This is a genomic window from Porphyrobacter sp. AAP82 (assembly GCF_000331285.1).
Taxonomy (GTDB): Bacteria; Pseudomonadota; Alphaproteobacteria; order Sphingomonadales; family Sphingomonadaceae; genus Erythrobacter.
Window position 1 is genome coordinate 16,004 of sequence record NZ_ANFX01000005.1, and the last position, 19,372, is coordinate 35,375.

Consider the following 19,372-nt stretch of genomic DNA (forward strand, 5'->3'; position numbering starts at 1 on the left):
GACAATGCACCGCTATGACCCCGCCCGCCAACGCCTCGCGCTCGGTCTTGCGGGGCTGGCGGGGCTGGTCGATGCGACGGGGTTCGTTGTGGCGGGGGGCTATTTCACCTCCTTCATGTCGGGCAACACCACGCGGATGGGGGTCGAACTGGCGCAATCCCCTGCGCTGGCGCTCGCCCCGCTGGAGCTGATCGCGGGGTTCCTGGCCGGCGTGACCGGGGGCGCGCTGGTCGGGCGGCGGGTGCGGGGGCGGCACAAGCGGGTGCTGCTCGGGTTGGTCGCGGTGCTGCTGACGGCGGGCGCAGGACTGCTGGCGGCGGGGCTTGCGGTGCCCTTCCTCGCTCTGGCCGCAATGGCGATGGGCCTCGCCAACAATGTCTTCGTGGGCGATGATGGCGAGGTGACCGTGGGCGTCACCTACATGACCGGGGCGCTGGTGCGCTTCGGGCAGGGGCTCGCGGCCAGACTGGCGGGCGAGCCGGCCGAATCCACCCGCGGCTATGGCCGCTTGTGGAGCGCGCTGGCGCTGGGCGCTGCGGCGGGCGGCGCGCTGTGTCTGGTCGCGCCGCTGTGGTCCGCCGCCCTGGCCGCTTTCGCTGCTCTGGCGCTGTGGGGCCTCGCCTTCGCGGTCGAAGGCTAGAGGTCCACCGCCAGCAGCTTCTCCCGCGAAGTCGCGCCGCGCAACACGCTCACCCGCGAGGGCGCCAGCCCGAGCGCCCGCGCCACCACCTGAAGCACCGCCGCGTTGGCCGCACCCTTGTCGGCAGGGGCGCGCACCTTGACCAGCACGGCATCGGGGGCGAGCGTCACGCTTTCCTCGCGCGCGGCGGGGGTGACCTTCACCGCCAGCCGGCCATCGGCGCCGATCCGCGCCCGCAAGGCCCCGGCATCCGGCAGCACCGCCGGAGCGCGCGCCATCAGGCCAGTGCCGCCGCCACCGCCGCCGCGTGAGCCTTGGCGTTCTCGGCATAATGCGCCGTCCCGATCCGCATCCCCATGATCGCCGCCTCGTCGAGATCGCGCATCTTCCTCGCCGGGCGCCCGCCCCACAGCTCGCGCGGCTCGATCACCTTGCCCTCGGTCAGCATCGCGCCTGCCGCGAGCATCGCGTCGCTGCCGATCACCGCCTTGTTCATCACGATCGCGCCGAGGCCGACAAAGCCGCGGTCATGGATCGTGCAGCCGTGCACCATCGCCATGTGGCCGATCAGCACATCATCGCCGATCACCAGCGGCGAGCCCTCGGGATCGCCCGGGCGCGGCGGGTCGCAGTGAAGGATGCTCCCGTCCTGCACGTTCGTCCGCTTGCCGATGCGGATCGTGAACACGTCGGCGCGCAGCACGCAATTGTACCAGACCGAGGAGCCCTCCCCGATCCCGACATCGCCGATGATCGTGCAGCCGGGAGCGATGAAGGCGCTCTCGTGGATGCGCGGCGTCTTGCCGTGGATCGGGATGATGTTGACGCCGGGTCTATTCATGGGGACTCCCCTCAGTGGAAATTGGTCCAGATCAGATGCGGCAGGATCGAGGCATAGTCGTCGCGCCACACCTCGGCGGCGGGCGACGCGAGCGGGCGCCACTTGCCGTCCGCCGTCAGCGCCCTCAGCAGCGCCGGATCGCGCGACATCGCCACCCAGGTCGATCCGGTCTGGCCCTGCCCGGTGGGGATGTCGATCCGCACCGCGGAGGAAAGCTTGCCCTCCTTCGCCAGCGCCGAGAGCACCGGCTCCAGCCGGATGAAGCGGTTGGAGATGTGCATCAGCAGCAGGCCATCGGGGGCGAGTGTGCGGAAATAGCCCTCCTGCGCCTCGCGCGTCATCAGGTGGAGCGGGATCGCATCGGAGGAGAAGGCGTCGACCACCAGAATGTCGAAACTCGCCGCCGGAAGCTTTTCGAGTTGCAGGCGCGCATCGCCGATGATCGTGGGCGCTTGCGGAGCGCAGCTGTTCATGAAGGTGAACTGCCCGCGGGTCGAATAGGCGAGCACCGCCGGGTCGATCTCGAAGAAGGTCCAGGTCTGGCCCGGCCGCTTGTAGCAGGCGAGCGTGCCGACCCCGAGCCCGACGACGCCGATCCGCGCCTTTTCGCCGAACAACGCCGGCGCTTTCGCCAGCGCCAGGCCGACGCCCGCCTCGCGCCCGTAATAGGTGGTCGGCTCGAGGCGGCCATCGTCATCGAGCCGCTGCACCCCGTGGAGCGTGGTGCCGTGGATCAGCTGCCTGAGGCCGTCGGTCCCGTCGCGCACGGTGTAGATCCCGAAATAGCTGCGGCTGCGCAGCCCGGCGAGGCTGGTCTGCGCCTGCACCATCGCGCCGAGCGCCGCGATCAGCGCGGCGCAGGCGGCAACAAACGCCCAGCGCCGCGCGGCGAGCAGCACCGCGGCAAGGATCAGCGCGGCGAAGATCGCGAGGTCGATGGCGCCCCATTCGTCGTTCAGCATCGAACGGTCGAACAGCCGCAGCGCACCGATGAACAGTGCAAAGAGCAGCGCGATGATCCCGAGGCGCGCGCCCTGCTCGCTCGGGAACAGCCTGGCGAGCAGGCCCGACCAGATGCCGAGCGGCAGCAGCGCGGCGGCGGCGAGGATCAGGATCGGGTGCTCCCACGTCCAGTCGAACACCAGCGGGGCGATCAGCGCGGTGAACAGCCCGCCCAGCACGCCGCCCGCCGACATCACGAGGTAGAACTGGGTGAGGCGCGCAGGCTCGGGCCGGTCCTCGTAGAGCCGGGCGTGGAGCGCCACCGCGACCACGAACAGCAGCGTCAGGCTCGCCGCGACCGCAAGCAGGCTCGGGCGCGAGGAGCCGAGCATCGCCAGCGCGCCGGCGGCCGCGATCACCACCGGGGCGGCCAGGGTCATGATCCGCGCAGCCCCGCGCTTCTCGGCAAAGGCGATCGAGAAGGACAGGAGGTAGAGCCCGAGCGGGATCACCCACAAGAGCGGCATCGCGAAGATATCGGTGGTGAGGTGCGTGGTGGTCGAGAGCATCAGCCCCGAAGGCACCGCCGAAAGCGCCAGCCACAGCGCGATGCGCCTGGCATCGGGGGCGGGTCCGGCCGCGGTCTCGGCAGCAGCCGCGATTGCGGCGGGGGCCGGCGCGGTACGGCGGGCCAGCGCGACCAGCGCCACCAGCAGCACCAGCGCGCCGTAGCCGAAGGCCCAGTAGCGGCTTTGCTCGACCAGCGGCAGCAGCGGCTCGACCAGCAGGGGATAGGCGAGCAGGCCCGCAAAGCTCCCGAGGTTGGAGGCGGCATAGAGCGGATAGGGATCGCCCGCCTTGGGGTGCGCGGCGAACCATTGCTGCATCAGCGGGGCCTGCGCCGAGACGACGAAGAACACCGGACCGATCGTCAGCAGGAACAGCCAGGGCACCCACAGCGCCTCCTGCCCGGCTTCCGGCGGGGCCAGCGCGGGCAGCGCGATGGGCAGCGTGAAGGCGGCGGCGACCAGCAGCGCGAGGTGCACCAGCGCCTGCCGCCCGACCGCGGGGCGCGAGAGCGCGTGGGCATAGGCATAGCCGCCCAGCAGCAGCGCCTGATAGACCAGCATCGCGCTGTTCCAGACATTCGGCGCACCCCCGAGCCGCGGCAGCGCAAGGCGCGCGACCAGCGGCTGGACGAGGAACAGGAGGAAGCTGCCGGTCAGGATCGTCACCGCGAACAGCCAGCGGCGCGGAGACGCGGCAGGCGCGCCGGAAAGGTCGTCAGTCAAAAGCTCGGTCCCCATTGCCCCCGCGTGCCCATTGCGCGCGCGTCAATCCGTATTGGATCGTCGGGTTATACGCGGGTGACATTGCCGGATCGTTGAAATCAAGCGCGGGCGCGCGGCTCATGCCCAGTTTCTCCATCAAGCGCCAGCTGCCGAGGTTGTTTTCGATGGTGAGCGCGACGATCAGCGGCGCGCGGTGGGTGGCAAAGCCCCACGCGATCACCGCGCGCATCGCCTCGTGGGCGTAGCCCCGCCGCCAGCGGTCTTCGCGCACCAGCCAGCCGATCTCGTGGTCCCGGCCCGCATTGGGCGCGAGCGGGTGGGCGACATGGCGCAGCCCGCAATGGCCGACGATTGCGCCGCTCTCGCGCTCGGTCATCAGCATGAAGCCGAAGCCGTGCGCGGCAAAGCTCGCGCGCGAGGCTTCGTGCTTGGCCGCAATCACCTCGCGCGGCTGCACCCCGCCCAGATACCGCATCACCGCCGGGGTGTTGAGCAGGGTCATGTGCGCATCGAGATCGTCCTCGCCGATCTGGCGCAGGATCAGGCGGGGGGTGGCGAGCACGGGCGCCGTCACGCGGGGGCCTCCCACGTATCGCGGGCGATGGCATAGGCGATGATGCGCGGGTTTGCGGGGTCGAATTCGGGGCTGTCGAAATCCAGATCGGCGCGCCGCTCCATCCCCAGCCGCAGCATCAGCCCCCAGCTGGCGGTGTTGCGCTCCACCGTCAGCGCGATCACCTCCCCGGCGCCGAAGCGGGTGAAGGCGAGATCGAGCGCCGCCGCGGCGGCCTCGCGTGCATAGCCCTTGCCCCAGGCATCCTCGCGCAGCCGCCAGCCGACCTCCATCAACCCCTGTAGTCCGCCCGGCTGGTTCGAGCGCTTGAGGCCGCAGAAGCCGAGCAGCGCGCCGTCCGCGCGGCGTTCCACCACCCAGAAGGTGTGGCCGTGACCGGCAAGGTCGCTCTCGATCCGCGCCCGGAGCGCCGCCTGCCCGCTCTCGTCCATCACCCCGCCGAGCCAGCGCATCACCGGCGGCGTGTTGGTGGCGGCAAAGAACACCGGCCAGTCGCCCGGGCGCCAGTCGCGCAGAATGAGGCGGACGGTGTCGTGGCGGAACTCAGGCATGAGGGGCCTCGAGCGACCATACGGTGGTGGGGTTATCCTCTGGCGGATAGTCGGGATCGTCATAGCCAAGTCCGGGCCGGAAGGTGAAGCCGAGGCGCTGCATCATCCGGGTCGATCCGGCGTTGGACTGGCTGGTCTGCGCGAAGATGCGGGGCAAGCCCAATTCCCCGAAGGCGAAGCCGAGGGCCCGCCCGGCCGCCTCGGTCGCATAGCCCTTGCCCCAGTGATCTTGCGCAAAGGTCCAGCCGATCTCGCGCTCGCCCCTGAGGGCGGGCGGGGCGGCGGGGGAGCGGACGTGGAACAGACCGACGCGGCCTGCCCGCGTCAAATCATCACGCAGCCACACCGTCCAGCGCCGGTGCCCGTCAGGCGCGGCAAAGGCGGCGATATCGGCGGCGAGGCCCGCTTCGACCTCCTCCGGAGAGCGCACCCCTGCCAGGTGGCGCATGACGCCCGCGGTGTTGATGGCGGCGAGCAGCCACGGCAGGTCGTCTGCCGCCGGAGGGCGCAGGATCAGGCGCGGCGTCTGAAGCGTCTCCGCCTCAACCATTCAGCAGGCGGGCGGCGTGGGCGGCGTGATAGGTGAGCACCCCGCTGCACCCGGCGCGCTTGAAGGCGAGCAGCGTCTCCAGCACCAGCGCGTCGCGGTCCCCCGCGCCGGCTGCCGCTGCGGCCTCGATCATCGCGTATTCGCCGGACACCTGATAGGCGAACACCGGCACGCCGAATTCGGCCTTCACCCGCGCGGCGATATCGAGATAGGCAAGGCCCGGCTTCACCATCACGCTGTCGGCCCCCTCGGCAAGGTCCATGGCGACTTCGCGCAGCGCCTCCTCGCCGTTGGCGGGGTCCATCTGGTAGGTCTTCTTGTCGCCCTTCAGGAGCCCCCCCGATCCCACCGCGTCGCGGAACGGGCCGTAGAAGGCGCTCGCATATTTGGCGGCATAGCTCATGATCTGGACATTGGCGTGGCCGTTCATCTCCAGCGCGCGGCGGATCGCGCCGATGCGGCCGTCCATCATGTCGCTGGGCGCGATGATGTCCGCCCCGGCGTTGGCCTGATTGACCGCCTGATCGACCAGCGCCGCCACGGTGTCGTCATTGACGACATAGCCCGCGTCATCGACCAGCCCGTCCTGCCCGTGGGAGGTGTAGGGATCGAGCGCCACGTCGGTCAGCACGCCGATGGAATCCCCGCAGGCATCCTTGATGGCGCGGATCGCCCGGCACATCAGGTTGTCGGGGTTGTGCGCCTCGCCCCCGTCATCGCTGCGCAGCTCCCTTGGCGTGTTGGGGAACAGCGCGACCACCGGAATGCCAAGCGCGACGGCCTCCTTCGCGCGGGCGACGATGCCGTCGACCGACCAGCGCGAGACGCCCGGCAGCGTGGCGATCGGCTCCTCGACGCCTTCGCCCGAAGTCACGAACAGCGGCCAGATCAGGTCGGCCGGCGTGACGAGGTTCTCACGGTGCAGCGCGCGGCTCCAGGGCGCGGCGCGGGTACGGCGCAGGCGGGTGTTGGGGAAGTGTCCGGTCATGGCCGCAAGACTTACGCCCAATCCTCGGCTGACGACAAGCGCTCGTTACACGGCTCAGGGCTTGCGGGCCGGAGGCGTGGGCGCGGCGACCTTCTCGATCTCGCGCACCGGAGCCTTGACCTCGCCCTCCGCCGGGGCGAGCGCCTTGAGCGCGGCGCCGACCTCGACCTGCTTCAAGGTGATCAGCCGGCGGCGGAAATCGATCAGATCGGTGCCCGAAAGCAGCGCGCGGTTGACGAACTGAACGCTCGAGGGATTGACCACCCGCCCGCCGCGATACATCTCGTAATGGAGGTGTGCGCCGGTCGACAGCCCGGTCGAGCCGACATAGCCGATCACCTGCCCGCGCCGCACCTGCATGCCGGGCGCCACCGCCATGCGGCTCATGTGGCAATAGCGGGTCGACAGGCCGCCGCCGTGTTCCAGACGCACCGCGATCCCGCAGCCCCCCGCGCGGCCCGCCGAGGCGACCCGCCCGTCGCTGACCGCGACGATCGCCTGGCCGTAGCTGGCCTTGAAGTCGATCCCGGCGTGCATGCGGTTGTAGCCGAGGATCGGGTGGCGGCGCATCCCGAAGTTCGAGGTGACCGCGCCCGGCACCGGCGCCAGCAGCCCGCGGCGCTGTTCGCCCACCCCCGAGGCCTCGTAGAAACGCGCGTCGTTCCCCCAGCGCATCAGCTGGGTGCGAGGGGCGCCGGCGCGGTCGATCCCGGCATAGAGCAGCTGCCCGGCCTGGCGTTCGCCGGTGGCGGCGCGGCGATAGGCGATGATGATGTCGAATTCGTCGGAGGGGCGGACCTCGCGGTCCATGTCGATCTGCGCGTCCAAGGCCTTGAGGTAATCCTGCACCGCGCTCGCCGGGACGCCGGCCTGGCGCATCGAGCGGTAGAGGCTGCTGCCGACCTGCCCGCGCACCCGCAGCGGGGTCTCGTCGACGCGGATGACGTTGCGTTGCAGCGCCAGTGGGCCGGAGGGGACCACCGGGGTGCCGTCGGGATTGCTCTGGCCCACCCCCGGCCGGGTCAGCGCCAGTTCGAGATCGAAGCGCGCACGGAAGGCGAGGCTGTCGAGCGGGCGGGGCTGGCCGGGCGCGGTGCGGCGGCCGAGGATCAGGTCCATCTGCGTGCCCGGCTGGATATCGCCGACCGCCACCGCCTGCCCGACCAGCGCGGCGGCGCGGTCGATATCCTCGCCCGCCACGCCTGCGCGGCGCAGCATCGAGGCGAAGCTGTCACCCGGCGCAAGGGTGACGACCATCTGGATCTGCGGCCGCTCGGGCGCGCTCTTGAGGGGGATCACCGCCTGCGTCGGCCCCATGCGGCGGCCAGAGTCGGCCCCCAGGGCGAGCGGGAGGATCATCTGGCTGCGCATCTCGGCATCGACCGCCGCGCCGCGCGGCATCGCCGGGCGGGCTTCGAGCGGCGTCAGATCGGGCCAGCAGGCGAGCGCAACCGCGCCCAGCGCAACCATCGTCCCCAGCCCGCGCAGCCAGCGGCGGCTGCCAATGTCCTCGGCAAGGTCGGGGGCGATATCGAGCCGGTCGAACCATTGCGAGGCGTCAAGCCGCCACGCCTCGTAGCGCTGCGCATAGGTACCGAGCCGCGCCGCCAGCCGCCGCCGCGCGCGCTTGGCCCGCGAGGGCGGCGCGAGCTTTTCGGCATTGCGCAGATAGGGGAGCAGATCGCGGGCGGCCTCGGCATCGAAGCCTTGTGCAGGCACGGGCGCTGGTGCACGGGCCTCGCCCTCGCCCTCGCCGGAGGGCTCGCCGTCAGTCTCCGGGCCTTCTGCCGGATCGGTCAGTTTGCGCGCATGATCCAACATTCTGCCCCGAAGCGGCGCCTTACCGGCCTGAGATGTGCGGCGCGAGCCTGCCGCGATCACCACGCGGCACCCTTGGCCCAGTTTTCTGCCAGAACAAAGTGAAGTCGCCGTTAACCAGCGACGAGGTGAGGGCCGCGTGCGATAAGGTGTTGTGCGTATCGCCGCGCGGAGCCCGCGCATGGCCTTGCCCGCCCGCAGCAAGCCTGCGATGACCGCCAGGCTGTGCCCCAGTCCCAACCCCCCCGCCCCGGCGATCCCGGGCATGTGCGCGCCGTGCTGGGTCCGACCAACACCGGCAAGACGCACCTCGCGATCGAGCGGATGTGCGGGCATTCCTCGGGGATGATGGGCTTCCCGCTGCGCCTGCTGGCGCGCGAGGTCTATGACCGGGTGCGCGCGATCAAGGGCGACAGGCGGGTCGCGCTCATCACCGGCGAGGAGCGCATCGAGCCGCCGGACGCCCGCTATTTCCTGTGCACCGCCGAGGCCATGCCGCGCACCGCGGGAAGCCATGCCTTCGTCGCTCTCGACGAGGCGCAACTGGGCGCGGACCCGGAACGCGGGCACATCTTCACCGACCGCCTGATGCACATGCGCGGGCGCGAGGAGACGATGATCCTCGGCAGCGCCACATTGGAACCGATGGTCAAGGCGCTGATCCCCGGCGCGGAGGTGACCGGCCGGCCGCGCTTCTCGACGCTCAGCCATGCAGGCGTGTGCAAGCTCTCGCGCCTGCCCAAGCGTTCGGCCGTGGTCGCTTTCAGCGTGGAACAGGTCTACGCCATGGCCGAGGCCTTGCGGCGGTTCAGGGGCGGCGCGGCGGTGGTGATGGGCGCGCTTTCGCCCGAGACCCGCAACAAGCAGGTCGCGATGTTCCAGGCGGGCGAGGTCGATTACATCGTCGCAACCGACGCGATCGGGATGGGATTGAACCTCGATCTCGATCACGTCGCCTTCGCCAGCCTCTCCAAGTTCGACGGGCGGAGGAAGCGCCGCCTCACCCCCTCGGAAATGGCGCAGATCGCCGGGCGCGCCGGGCGGCACCAGCGCGACGGGACCTTCGGGACACTCGCGGGAACGGGCAAGGGCGACGGCGACCCCCTCGAGTTCACCGACGAGGAGGTCTACGCGATCGAGGAACACAAGTTCGCCCCCCTCACCCACCTGTTCTGGCGCGAGGCCGATCCGCGCTTCGATTCGCTGGGCGCGCTGATCGCCGATCTGGAAGCGCGGCCCGACAAGGCGGTGCTGAAGGCGGCGCCCGAGGCCATCGACCTTGCCGTGCTGAAACGCCTCGCGGGCGATTCCATCGCCGACACCGTGCGCGGGGCGGGGGCGGTGCGGCGCTTCTGGGAGGCCTGCTCGCTCCCCGATTTCCGTTCGCTGGGCGTCGAACAGCACGCACGCTTCGTCGCCCGGCTGTGGGACGACCTCAAAGGCGGCTATCTCGGGGCGGATTTCGTCGCCGCACGCATCGCCGAGCTTGACCGGATGCAGGGCGACATCGACACGCTGCAAGGGCGCATCGCTGCGATTCGCAGCTGGGCCTACATCTGCCAGCGGCCCGACTGGGTGCTGGCGCGCGACGAAATGGCCGCACGTGCGCGCGCGGTCGAGGCGAAGCTCTCGGATGCGCTGCACGCGCGGCTGACCGAGCGTTTCGTGAACCGAAGGACGACACTCTTGATGAAATCGCTGGGACAGGATGCCTCTGCGCTGCCCGTCACCCTCGAACCCGATGGCCATCTGACGGTGGAGGGCGAGAGCATCGGCCGCCTCGAAGGCTTCCGCTTCCATGTCGATCCTTCGGCGGGCGTGGCCGACCGGCGGATGCTACTCGCGGCGGGCGAGAAGGCGCTGCCCGCGCTGCTCGCGAGCCGCGCCGAGTGGCTGCTCGCGGATGGCATTGCCGAGCTGGAGATCGCCGGCGGCGCGATCCGCTGGCAAGGACGCGCGCTGGCCGAGATCGCCTTCTCCGGCCATCCCGGTTCGGGCAATTTCGGCACCCCGCGCCTGACCCTCACCCGCGATGTCGCGCTGCTGCCGGACACCGCGAAGGCGAAGCTGGAGGCAGGACTTGCCGCGTGGCTGGAAGTGCAGCTCGAACCGCTCGCCCCCTTGCGCAAGCTCGCCGAGGCCGCGCGCGATCCCGCCGCAGGCTCGCAGGCGCGCGCGCTGGTCATCGCCCTGATCGAGGCGCGCGGGGTCATGGCCCGCGAGGAGGCGGGGCTGGAAAACCTGCCCAAGGAGATGCGGCCCTATCTCAGGAAGCTCGGGATCACCTTCGGCGCGCTCGATATCTTCGATGCGCCGCTCCTGAAGCCGGCGCCGCGCCGCCTGCTCCACGCGCTGGGGCTCGACACCCGCGCCGTGCAGGAAGCGATGCAGCCGGTGCTCGCCGAAGGGAGCTGGGCCAAGGGGCGGCTGCCCGCCGGCTACCGCTATGCCGGGACCCAGGCGATCCGCGTCGATCTGGCCGAGAAGATCTTTCGCGCGGCCTTCGATGCCCGCGCCAAGGTGGTCGCGGCGCATCCCAAGGAGCGCAATCGCCCGTTCCGGCTCGAATTGTCGCTGGCCGTGTCGGTCGGGCTCGAGGCCGAGAACGCCCGCCGCCTGCTCGGCAGCGCCGGCTTCCGCTGCGACAAGGCGCGCGCCCTGCCCGAAGGCGCTCACGGCCCCGCCGCCCCCGACCGCTGGTACTGGCGCCCGCGCCGGCCCGAGGAACGTGACGCCAGAAAGGCCGAGCGCCCGCCGCATCGCAAGGACGCTCGCAAGGACGGGCGGCCCGCCGAGGGCAAGCCGCATGGCGAAAAACGCGATGATCGCCCCAAGGGCGAGCGGCGTGACCGGCGTGACGGCGGCAAGCCCGGCGCGGGCAAGGCGGGGGGCAGGCCGCCGCGCGAAAACCGTCCGCCCCTGCCCAAGCCCGACACCGGCCCGGCCCGCGCCGGCGGGGCCTTCGACAAGCTGGCGGACCTGCTCAAGGGATGAACGGTGCGCAGTCGATCCGGATCGACCGGCTGCTCGTCTACCTGCGCTTCGCCCGCACCCGTTCGGCAGCCGACGCGCTGATCGCCACCCGGGCGGTGCGTTGCAACCGCCAGCATGTCCTGCGCGGTGCCCAGGGCGTGAAGGCGGGCGATGTGCTGACCCTTGCGACCGGGGGCGGCGTGCGTGTGGTCGAGCTTATCGCCCTCCCCCGGCGCCGCGGCTCGCCCGCCGAGGCCGCTACCCATTATCGCGAGGTTGACGGCACGGGGCTTGACCCTAGAGGGCAAAACACAATAGGCGCGTCAGCGCCTGCGCCGGGCGTCCTGTCCGGCGATCCCGAAGACTTGTCGTGAAAGAGCCGCAATGACCTACGTCGTCACCGAAGACTGCATCAAGTGCAAGTACACCGACTGCGTTGAAGTGTGCCCGGTCGACTGTTTCTACGAGGGCGAGAACATGCTGGTGATCAATCCCAGCGAGTGCATCGACTGCGGCGTGTGCGAGCCGGAATGCCCGGCCGAGGCGATTCTCCCCGATACCGAGGACGGGCTGGAGAAATGGCTGGAACTGAACACCAAGTTCTCCGCCGTGTGGCCCAACATCACCAGCCAGAAGGCCCCGCCCGAGGATGCCGACGCCTTCAAGGGCGAAAAGGGCAAGTTCGAGAAGTACTTCACCGACGCGCCGGGTGACGGGGACTGATCGGGGCAGGCGCCCGCACCCCGCCCGCCCTGCTACGGGACAGATGACGCTTCCATACAAACGCCGACTCGCAATTTTGTTGCAGGCGTGCTATATAATCCGCTGACCGCGCCGGGCCCCGCCCGCGCAGGCGCCCAGAAACCAGGAAGGCCCGACACCAGCAACCCCCGAACGGACGTGTCCACCCGGCGCTCGCCCCGTGAGGAGGAGGGTCGCGTCGCCGGGTCTTTCGTTCTCTCTCCCGTTGCCAGGTCGGCCGATTGAAAGGAACGTGCATGGCGAGCACCGCGAACGCATTCACCGTCGGCGATTATGTTGTCTACCCCAAGCACGGCGTGGGCCGGGTGGTCGAGCTCCAGCGCGAGGAAATCGCGGGGATGCAGCTCGAACTCTACGTGTTGCGTTTCGAGAAGGAGCGCATGACCCTGCGCGTGCCGGTCAACAAGGTCGAAGCGATCGGGATGCGCAAGCTTTCCTCGGACAAGACCCTCAAGCAGGCGATGGAAACCCTCAAGGGCAAGCCCAAGGTGAAGCGCACCATGTGGTCGCGCCGCGCGCAGGAATATGAAGCCAAGATCAACTCGGGCGACCTGGTGTCGATCGCCGAAGTGACCCGCGACCTGTTCCGCCCCGAAGACCAGCCCGAGCAGTCCTATTCGGAACGCCAGATCTTCGAAGCGGCCTCCAGCCGCCTCGCCCGCGAGTTGGCGGCGATGGAAGAGACCGATGAACCCACCGCGCTCGGCAAGATCCTCGACGTGCTGCGCGAACACGCCCCGCAATATTACGACACCGCCGAAGAAGCGTAAGCGTCTCTCGCTGCGAGGTTGAAAGGGCCGTCCTTGGGGGCGGCCCTTTTCGTTTGGGCGTCGGCTCAGGCCCACTCCGCTGCGACTAGGCCGCTGCGCGACCAAGTCTCGCTCCCCTCCCGCAGGCGGGAGGGGGATGGTCAGCGCTGATACACCCCTCCCGCTTGCGGGAGGGGCCGGGGGTGGGCCCTCGCGACGCCCCTTGCACCCCGTCCCAAGGTGTATTACATCAGCAATACGCCAACGGGAGAGACACGCTCATGATCCACCCACGCCTCGCGGTGCTGCTCGCCGGAACCGCGGCCCTTGCCGCCTGCGACGGCGCCGATGTCGAGATCAACGGCCAGAAAGGCGTGCCCCTCTCAGAGATCACGCTCGCCGGCGAGGCGCCCCCCAAGGTCTTCCTCGCCTCGGGCGACAATGTGATCGTCACCGAGGGCAACACCTTCGCGATCAAGGTCGAGGGGCAGGACACCGATTCCCTGCGTTTCGTGCGCGACAAGGAAGTGATCGGCATCACCCGCGTCGAGGGCTGGAACGGCAACACCGCCGCCACCATCCGCATCACCATGCCCCCGCCGAAGGAAATCATCATCGGCGGCGCGGGCACGGTCAAGGCGCAGGGCCTTGCCAGCGAGGCGGCGATCAATATCGGCGGCAGCGGCACGGTGGAGTTCGAGACATTCAACGGCCAGTCGCTCGACATCAATATCGGCGGCAGCGGCACGGTGCGCGGCAGCGGCACCGCGAAGGAGCTTGAGGTGCTGATCGGCGGGGCGGGCGAGATCGCCATGCCCGGCCTCAAGGCCGACAAGGCGGACGTCACGATCGGCGGCAGCGGCGACGTTGCCTTCGCCTCGGACGGGACCGTCGAGGCGACCATCGGCGGCGCGGGCGACATCAAGGTGTCGGGCAGCGCCAAGTGCACCGTCAACGCCTTCGGCTCGGGCACACTGACCTGTTCGCCCGGCAGCGGCAGCGCGGCGCCGGCCCAACCTGCTTCTCCGGCCCAACCTGCTTCTCCGGCCAAGCCCGCAGAATAGCATTTGCCAGATCGCAAGGCTTGGGCGAGGATAGCGGGATGATGTCAAGGTTCCCCCTCCTCCTCGCCCTCGGGCTTGCCGCGCTCGGCCTTCAGGGCTGCGTCGCCCGGACCGTCGCCAGTGTGGTCACCGCGCCGGTGCGGGTGGTGAGCAAGGGCGTCGACCTCGCCACCACCAGCCAGTCCGAAGCCGACGAGGCGCGAGGCCGCGAAATCCGCCGCCGCGAGGCACGCATGGGCGAGCTCGAACGCGAATACGGCAAGGCCATGGACCGCTGCGATGACGGCGACGACGACGCCTGCGAAAGCGCAAAGGCGATCCGCGCCGAGATGAAGGTGCTGGCACGGGGCATTCCGGTCGATCCCGAGGACGATTGAGGTTCCACCCTGCCCCCCCGCAGGTGGGGAGGGCGACTGATCGCGCCACTCTACTCCCCTCCCGCTTGCGGGGGGGGGTGGGGGTGGGCCTGTCCGGCCTCTAAGCCGCCGCCCTTCGCAGCCGGTCGTTGATCGCGCGGCCCACGCCTTCCTCGGGCACGGGCGCGACCGCGATGCGTGGCGCAGCCGCGCGGGCGGCCTCGTGCAGGGCCGCATAGAGGCGCGCGGCCGCCTCGGTCAGATCGCCGCTGGCGGACAGCGTCACATCGCCCGCTACTTGGCCGAACCCGATCAGGAACTCGCCCGCCTCCGCCGCCAGCGCGTTCAGCCGCACCGGCTTGCCCGGCGCATAGTGGCTGGCGAGCTGGCCCGGAGCCTCGATATGCGCTTCGATCCCCTTCGCCCCGCCCGGCGTGCCCACAGCGATCGGCCCCGGCCGCAATTCCTCGACGCTCCCGTCGGCGCGCACCGCGACGATGGTCGATTCCACCCCCGCCTGGGTCGCCCCGCCGTCAAGCACCATCCCGATCCGCCCGCCCAGCGAGGCGAGCACATGCGCAGGCGTGGTCGGGCTGATGAACCCGCTGCGGTTGGCCGAGGGCGCGGCGAGCGGGAAGCCGCACCGCTCCAGCAGCGCCTGCATCACCGGATGCGCGGGTGCGCGCAGCGCGATGGTGGGGAGCCCCGCGGTCACCGCCGCTGCCAGCCCCGCGTCGGCGCGGCGCGGCAACACCAGCGTCAGCGGTCCCGGCCAGTGGGCTGCGGCAAGCGCGCGGGCCTCGGCGGAGAACTCGGCATAGCGCTCGGCCTGCGCGAGCCCCGCGACATGCACGATCAGCGGGTTGAAGTCCGGACGGCCCTTGGCGGCGTAGATCCGCGCCACCGCCTCGGCGCTGTCAGCGCGCGCGGCGAGGCCGTAGACCGTTTCGGTCGGCACCGCCACCAGCCCGCCCGATTCGAGGATCCGCGCCGCCGCCGCGATCCCTTCGGCATCCGCCAGCCGCACTTGTGTAACCTTCTTGCCGCTCATGGCCTGGCGCTATATTCGTTTGCCCGCCCTGCCAAGGCCGGGCGCAATTTCCCACCTTGAGGACGACCCCCCAGTGACCCCCTTCACCCCGCCGACCGCCGACCAGCTGCTCGCCATCCGCGTCAATGCCGGGATCGGCGAATTGGCCACGAGCGAACGCTTCGCCCATGCCGAGCCGGACCTTGTCGAAGCCATCGTGGAAGGCGTCGGCCAGTTCGCGGCCGGAGAATTCGCGCCCTTGAACCGCAAGGGCGATCTGGAGGGCGCGAAGCTCGAAAACGGCGTGGTGCGCCTTCCGCAAGGCTTCGAGGCTGCCTACCACGCCTATGTCGAACAGGGCTGGAACGCCATCGCCAGCCCTGCCGCGCACGGCGGTCAGGGCCTGCCCTTTACCCTCGCCTGCAACGTCCTTGAAAACCTCGGCGCGGCCAATATGGCCTTCTCCCTCCTCCCGATGCTGAGCGTCGGGGCGATCGAGGCGCTGGAGCACCACGGCTCCACCGCCCAGCAGGCGATGTATCTGCCCAGGCTGGTGAGCGGCGAGTGGTCGGGCACCATGAACCTCACCGAGCCCGCCGCGGGAAGCGATGTCGGCGCGCTGCGCTCCACCGCCGAGCCGATCGAGGACGGGGAGCACGCGGGCAAATACAGGGTCACCGGCCAGAAGATCTATATTACGTGGGGCGAGCATGATCTCGCCAAAAACATCATCCATCTGGTGCTGGCGAGGCTGCCCGGCGCGCCGGAAGGCTCGCGCGGGATCAGCCTGTTCGTGGTGCCCAAGTATCATGTGAACGCCGACGGCAGCCTCGGCCCGAAGAACGACCTGCGCTGCGTCAGCCTCGAACACAAGCTCGGCATCAACGCCTCGCCCACCTGCGTCATGTCCTACGGCGACAATGGGACATGCATCGGCGAGCTGGTCGGCGCGCCCAACAAGGGGCTCGCGGCGATGTTCACGATGATGAACAATGCGCGCATCAATGTCGGCAACCAGGGCGCGCAGATCGCCGAGCGCGCGACCCAGCAGGCGCTCGCCTATGCGGCCGGCCGGGTGCAATCGGCGCGCGCCGGATCGCCCGACAAGACCCCGGTGGCGATCATCGAACATCCCGACGTGCGGCGCATGATCCTTCGCATGAAGGCCCTGACAGAGGGCGTTCGCGCGCTGCTCTATTACTGCGCGGGGCAGGTCGATCGGGGCAATCTCGGCGACGCGGCGGCCGGGACCCGTGCGGAACTGCTGGTCCCGATGCTCAAGGCGTGGGGCACCGATGTCGGTGTCGAGGTCTCAGGCCTCGGCATCCAGATCCATGGCGGGATGGGCTTCGTCGAGGAGACCGGCGCTGCCCAGCACTGGCGCGATTCGCGGATCGCGCCGATCTATGAAGGGACCAACGGCATCCAGGCCGCCGACCTCGTCACCCGCAAGCTGGGGCTCGGCGGCGGCGAGGCGCTGGTCGCGCTGTTCGATCAGATCGCGCGCGAGGCGGCCGCAGACTATGCCCTCGCCGCGCTCGCCATGGACTGCGCGAGCGTCGCGCGGTGGATGCGCGACGATGCGAGCCTCGATGACAGGCTGGCAGGCAGCGTCCCGTTCTGCACCATGGCCGCGGTCTGCGTCGCCGGGTGGCAGCTGTCGAGGCAGGCTCAGGCCGTCGCCGCGGGGGTAGCTCCCGAACTGGCAGCAACCAAGCCGGTGACGGTGCGCTTCTTCCTTGAACGGATCGTGCCCGAGGCCGCGGGATTGAAGGCAGGGGCGGTGGCGGGGGCGGACCTGCTCTATGCCCTCCCCGCCGAAGCGCTGGTCGCCTGATGTCCGAGGCCCGGGGGGGCGACGCGCTGGAGCGGATCGCCGCCGCTTTGGAGCGCCTCGCGCCTGCGCCGCTGCCGCCGACTGACTGGCTGGCCCACCCCGCTTATGTCTGGGAGGGGGTGGCCGCGCGGGCGGTGCCGGTGCTCGATGCCCTGCCGCTCGACGGGCTCCACGGGATCGAGGCGCAGAAAGTTGGCTTGCGCAACAATTGCGCGCGGCTCGCGGCGCGCGCGGCGGCGCATGACGCGCTGCTGTGGGGCGCGCGGGGCATGGGCAAGTCGGCGCTGGTGCGGGCCTGTGTCGCCGATGTGCAGCGCGAGGCCCCGGGCGCGCTGGCGCTGGTGCAGCTCGCCCCGGGCACGCTCCCGACCTTCCCCGCGCTGGTCACAGCGCTTGGCGAAGTGCCCCGCGCCTTCCTGCTGTTCATCGACGATCTCGGCTTCGGTGCCGACGGGCGGGCGGAGATGCTCGCGCTGCGCAGCCTGCTCGAAGGCGGCATCGCCCCGCGCCCGGCGCATCTGCGCCTGGTCGTCACCGCCAACCGCCGCGGGATCGTCGAGCGGCTGGACACCTCCGGCGCGGTCCACGAGCGCGACGAGCGCGACGATGCCCTCGCCCTTGCCGACCGTTTCGGCCTCAGTCTCGGGTTCCACCCGGCGGACAAGGACACCTATCTCGCCATTCTGGAAGGCTACACCGCCCCGCTCGGCCTCGCCTTCGACGCGGAAGAGGCGATGGCCTTCGCTCTCACGCGCGGCAACCGGTCGGGCCGCACCGCGCTGCAATTTGCCACCGAACTGGCCGGGCGGGCGGGGGTGAGGCTCTAGTTGATCTTCTGCCCGGCCTGCTGGCGCAGGTAATCGGCCTCGAAGGCGGCGCGCGGATCGGTCAGCTCCTTGGGCGGGAGCGGCTTGCCGACCAGCCGCGCGATCCCCGGAGCAGGCGCGGCGGTGGGCGAGCGCACGCGCCAGATGATCCCCGCCGTATCGTCCGACACCAGCAGCGCGCCATCGCCGCCCCACGTCACCCAGGTCGGCCGCCCGTGGGTCTTGCCCTCGGCGGTGAGGAAGCCGGTCAGCACCGGCTTCGGCTTGCCGACCGGATTGCCGCGATCGTCGAAGTCGACAAACACCACGTCATAGCCCGAAGCGGGCTTGCGGTTCCACGAACCGTGCCGCGCGATGAAGGCACCGCTGGCGAACCCCGGCCCCATCCGGTCGCCCTCCTTCGAGAACACGAGGCCCAGCGCCGCCACATGGGGGCCGAGCGCATATTCGGGCTTCCGCACATATTCCATCAGGAAGCGCGGCATCGGCGCATCGACGCGGCGGTCGCGGTTGGTGCGGTAATAGACCCAGGGCCAGCCATATTGCGCGCCCACCGGCACGTTGGTGAGATAGTCGGGCACCAGATCGCTGCCGAGCATGTCGCGCTCGTTCACCGTGGTCCACAGCTCGCCGCTCCAGGGCGAGAAATCGAGCCCGTTGGGGTTGCGCAAACCGGCTGCAAACTGGCGCTGGCGCCGGCTCGCGAAATCATATTCCCAGATCAGCGCGCGGCCTTCTTCCAGCGTCATGCCGTTCTCGCCGATATTGCTGACCGATCCGACCGCGACATACAGCCGCTTGCCATCGGGCGAGAGCTTGAGGTTGCGCATCCAGTGCCCGCCGCCCGGGGCAAGGTCCATGATCTTCCTGCCCGGCCCGCTCACCGCATCGGCCCCCAGCGCATAGGGGAAGGCGACCACCGCATTGTGGTTGCCCACATAAAGCGTCCCGTCCGCCCACGCGAGGCCCGAGGGCGAATCGAGCCCTTCGGCAGCGATCACCTTTCGGGTTTCCGCCGTGCCGTTGCCATCGGCATCGCGCAGCAGCACGATCCGGTTGGGGGATTTGCCGGTCGCCCCGGCCTTGGTGAGCAGGCTGTCGGCGATCCAGCCCTTGATCGTGTCCATGATCCCGCCGCCCGCATTCTCCACCTGCGGAGCGCGGGTCAGGCTGACGAGGACGTCGCCATTGGGGAGGGTATAGAGCGTGCGCGGATGTTCGAGCCCCTCGGCAAAGCGGGCGACCTCGAGCCCTTCGGCCGGCTTGGGCGCCTCGTTCGCGGCCCAGCCCACAGGCTCCGCAACGAGCACGGTGGGGAAGGTCTGGGGATCGGCCTTTTGCAGCACCGGATCCTTGCCCGCGACCTCCTCGACGGAAAGATCGGCGGTATCGCCGCGGCTGACGAACCACAGCCCACCAGCAGTGACGACGACGAAGACAGCAAGAGCGATTGCGATTTTGCGGAAGAATGCCATGTGGCACGGATAAAGCCGCGCCGCCTCTGCGGCAACCAGCGAAAGCGTCGGGCCGGAAAGTGGGGACCGGTTTTCGGCTCCACCCGGCGCGCAAACGAACAGC

The 19,372-nt window shown here is 70.1% G+C and carries 19 protein-coding genes; 9 read left to right on the plus strand and 10 right to left on the minus strand.

Annotated features, from left to right (window positions below; all coding sequences use genetic code 11):
- Positions 1 to 4: 4 nt before the first annotated feature.
- The gene (locus D620_RS0100110; RefSeq protein WP_017663744.1) at positions 5 to 640 is read left to right on the plus strand and encodes a DUF1275 family protein; all 636 of its coding nucleotides are present in this window, start codon (positions 5 to 7) and stop codon (positions 638 to 640) included.
- On the opposite strand, the gene D620_RS0100115 is transcribed toward D620_RS0100110, so the two are convergent.
- The 8 genes from D620_RS0100115 to D620_RS0100150 are packed head-to-tail and all read right to left on the minus strand — an operon-like array spanning position 637 to position 8,199.
- On the minus strand, positions 637 to 918 hold the full coding sequence (locus tag D620_RS0100115) for a DUF167 domain-containing protein (RefSeq protein ID WP_017663745.1): 282 nt from the start codon (positions 916 to 918) through the stop codon (positions 637 to 639). The genes D620_RS0100110 and D620_RS0100115 overlap by 4 nt on opposite strands.
- Positions 918 to 1,481 (minus strand): gamma carbonic anhydrase family protein, encoded by a 564-nt coding sequence (locus D620_RS0100120; protein ID WP_017663746.1) that lies wholly within the window; start codon positions 1,479 to 1,481, stop codon positions 918 to 920. The genes D620_RS0100115 and D620_RS0100120 overlap by 1 nt, the downstream gene beginning before the upstream one ends.
- An 11-nt stretch (positions 1,482 to 1,492) precedes the next feature.
- Positions 1,493 to 3,730 (minus strand): spermidine synthase, encoded by a 2,238-nt coding sequence (locus D620_RS0100125; RefSeq protein ID WP_017663747.1) that lies wholly within the window; start codon positions 3,728 to 3,730, stop codon positions 1,493 to 1,495.
- Positions 3,708 to 4,289, minus strand: a complete 582-nt coding sequence (locus tag D620_RS0100130) for a GNAT family N-acetyltransferase (RefSeq protein WP_017663748.1) — start codon at positions 4,287 to 4,289, stop codon at positions 3,708 to 3,710. The genes D620_RS0100125 and D620_RS0100130 overlap by 23 nt, the downstream gene beginning before the upstream one ends.
- Positions 4,286 to 4,840 carry a GNAT family N-acetyltransferase gene (locus tag D620_RS0100135; RefSeq protein ID WP_017663749.1) on the minus strand — a complete coding sequence of 185 codons (555 nt, stop codon included), beginning with the start codon at positions 4,838 to 4,840 and terminating at the stop codon, positions 4,286 to 4,288. The genes D620_RS0100130 and D620_RS0100135 overlap by 4 nt, the downstream gene beginning before the upstream one ends.
- Complete coding sequence (locus D620_RS0100140; RefSeq protein WP_017663750.1) at positions 4,833 to 5,390, minus strand: GNAT family N-acetyltransferase; 558 nt, start codon at positions 5,388 to 5,390, stop codon at positions 4,833 to 4,835. Before D620_RS0100140 ends, D620_RS0100135 begins: the two co-directional genes overlap by 8 nt.
- The gene (gene hemB, locus D620_RS0100145) at positions 5,383 to 6,378 is read right to left on the minus strand and encodes a porphobilinogen synthase (protein WP_017663751.1); all 996 of its coding nucleotides are present in this window, start codon (positions 6,376 to 6,378) and stop codon (positions 5,383 to 5,385) included. The genes D620_RS0100140 and hemB overlap by 8 nt, the downstream gene beginning before the upstream one ends.
- A gap of 54 nt (positions 6,379 to 6,432) precedes the next feature.
- Positions 6,433 to 8,199 carry a peptidoglycan DD-metalloendopeptidase family protein gene (locus D620_RS0100150; RefSeq protein WP_017663752.1) on the minus strand — a complete coding sequence of 589 codons (1,767 nt, stop codon included), beginning with the start codon at positions 8,197 to 8,199 and terminating at the stop codon, positions 6,433 to 6,435.
- A 222-nt stretch (positions 8,200 to 8,421) separates the two neighbouring features.
- Here D620_RS0100150 and D620_RS0100155 point away from each other — a divergent pair, with 222 nt between their 5' ends.
- The 6 genes from D620_RS0100155 (at position 8,422) to D620_RS0100185 (ending at position 14,121) form a co-directional block, all read left to right on the plus strand.
- Positions 8,422 to 11,190 carry a helicase-related protein gene (locus D620_RS0100155; protein ID WP_017663753.1) on the plus strand — a complete coding sequence of 923 codons (2,769 nt, stop codon included), beginning with the start codon at positions 8,422 to 8,424 and terminating at the stop codon, positions 11,188 to 11,190.
- On the plus strand, positions 11,187 to 11,543 hold the full coding sequence (locus D620_RS14285; RefSeq protein WP_017663754.1) for a S4 domain-containing protein: 357 nt from the start codon (positions 11,187 to 11,189) through the stop codon (positions 11,541 to 11,543). Before D620_RS0100155 ends, D620_RS14285 begins: the two co-directional genes overlap by 4 nt.
- 10 nt (positions 11,544 to 11,553) lie before the next feature.
- Complete coding sequence (gene fdxA / locus D620_RS0100165; protein WP_017663755.1) at positions 11,554 to 11,892, plus strand: ferredoxin FdxA; 339 nt, start codon at positions 11,554 to 11,556, stop codon at positions 11,890 to 11,892.
- Positions 11,893 to 12,167: 275 nt separating this feature from the next.
- A complete protein-coding gene (locus D620_RS0100170; protein ID WP_017663756.1) occupies positions 12,168 to 12,701 on the plus strand; it encodes a CarD family transcriptional regulator in 534 nt (177 codons plus the stop codon).
- A gap of 260 nt (positions 12,702 to 12,961) precedes the next feature.
- Positions 12,962 to 13,744, plus strand: coding sequence for a GIN domain-containing protein (locus D620_RS14290; RefSeq protein WP_017663757.1), 783 nt, complete (start codon positions 12,962 to 12,964; stop codon positions 13,742 to 13,744).
- A gap of 38 nt (positions 13,745 to 13,782) precedes the next feature.
- Positions 13,783 to 14,121 carry a hypothetical protein gene (locus D620_RS0100185; RefSeq protein WP_017663758.1) on the plus strand — a complete coding sequence of 113 codons (339 nt, stop codon included), beginning with the start codon at positions 13,783 to 13,785 and terminating at the stop codon, positions 14,119 to 14,121.
- Positions 14,122 to 14,221: 100 nt separating this feature from the next.
- On the opposite strand, the gene D620_RS0100190 is transcribed toward D620_RS0100185, so the two are convergent.
- Positions 14,222 to 15,151 (minus strand): L-threonylcarbamoyladenylate synthase, encoded by a 930-nt coding sequence (locus tag D620_RS0100190; protein ID WP_017663759.1) that lies wholly within the window; start codon positions 15,149 to 15,151, stop codon positions 14,222 to 14,224.
- A gap of 73 nt (positions 15,152 to 15,224) precedes the next feature.
- On the opposite strand from D620_RS0100190, the gene D620_RS0100195 reads away from it, so the two are divergent.
- Positions 15,225 to 16,967, plus strand: a complete 1,743-nt coding sequence (locus D620_RS0100195) for an acyl-CoA dehydrogenase (RefSeq protein ID WP_017663760.1) — start codon at positions 15,225 to 15,227, stop codon at positions 16,965 to 16,967.
- Complete coding sequence (locus D620_RS0100200; protein ID WP_017663761.1) at positions 16,967 to 17,794, plus strand: DUF815 domain-containing protein; 828 nt, start codon at positions 16,967 to 16,969, stop codon at positions 17,792 to 17,794. The genes D620_RS0100195 and D620_RS0100200 overlap by 1 nt, the downstream gene beginning before the upstream one ends.
- Here D620_RS0100200 and D620_RS0100205 read toward each other — a convergent pair.
- Positions 17,791 to 19,269 carry a PQQ-dependent sugar dehydrogenase gene (locus D620_RS0100205; RefSeq protein ID WP_017663762.1) on the minus strand — a complete coding sequence of 493 codons (1,479 nt, stop codon included), beginning with the start codon at positions 19,267 to 19,269 and terminating at the stop codon, positions 17,791 to 17,793. The genes D620_RS0100200 and D620_RS0100205 overlap by 4 nt on opposite strands.
- Positions 19,270 to 19,372 lie beyond the last annotated feature (103 nt).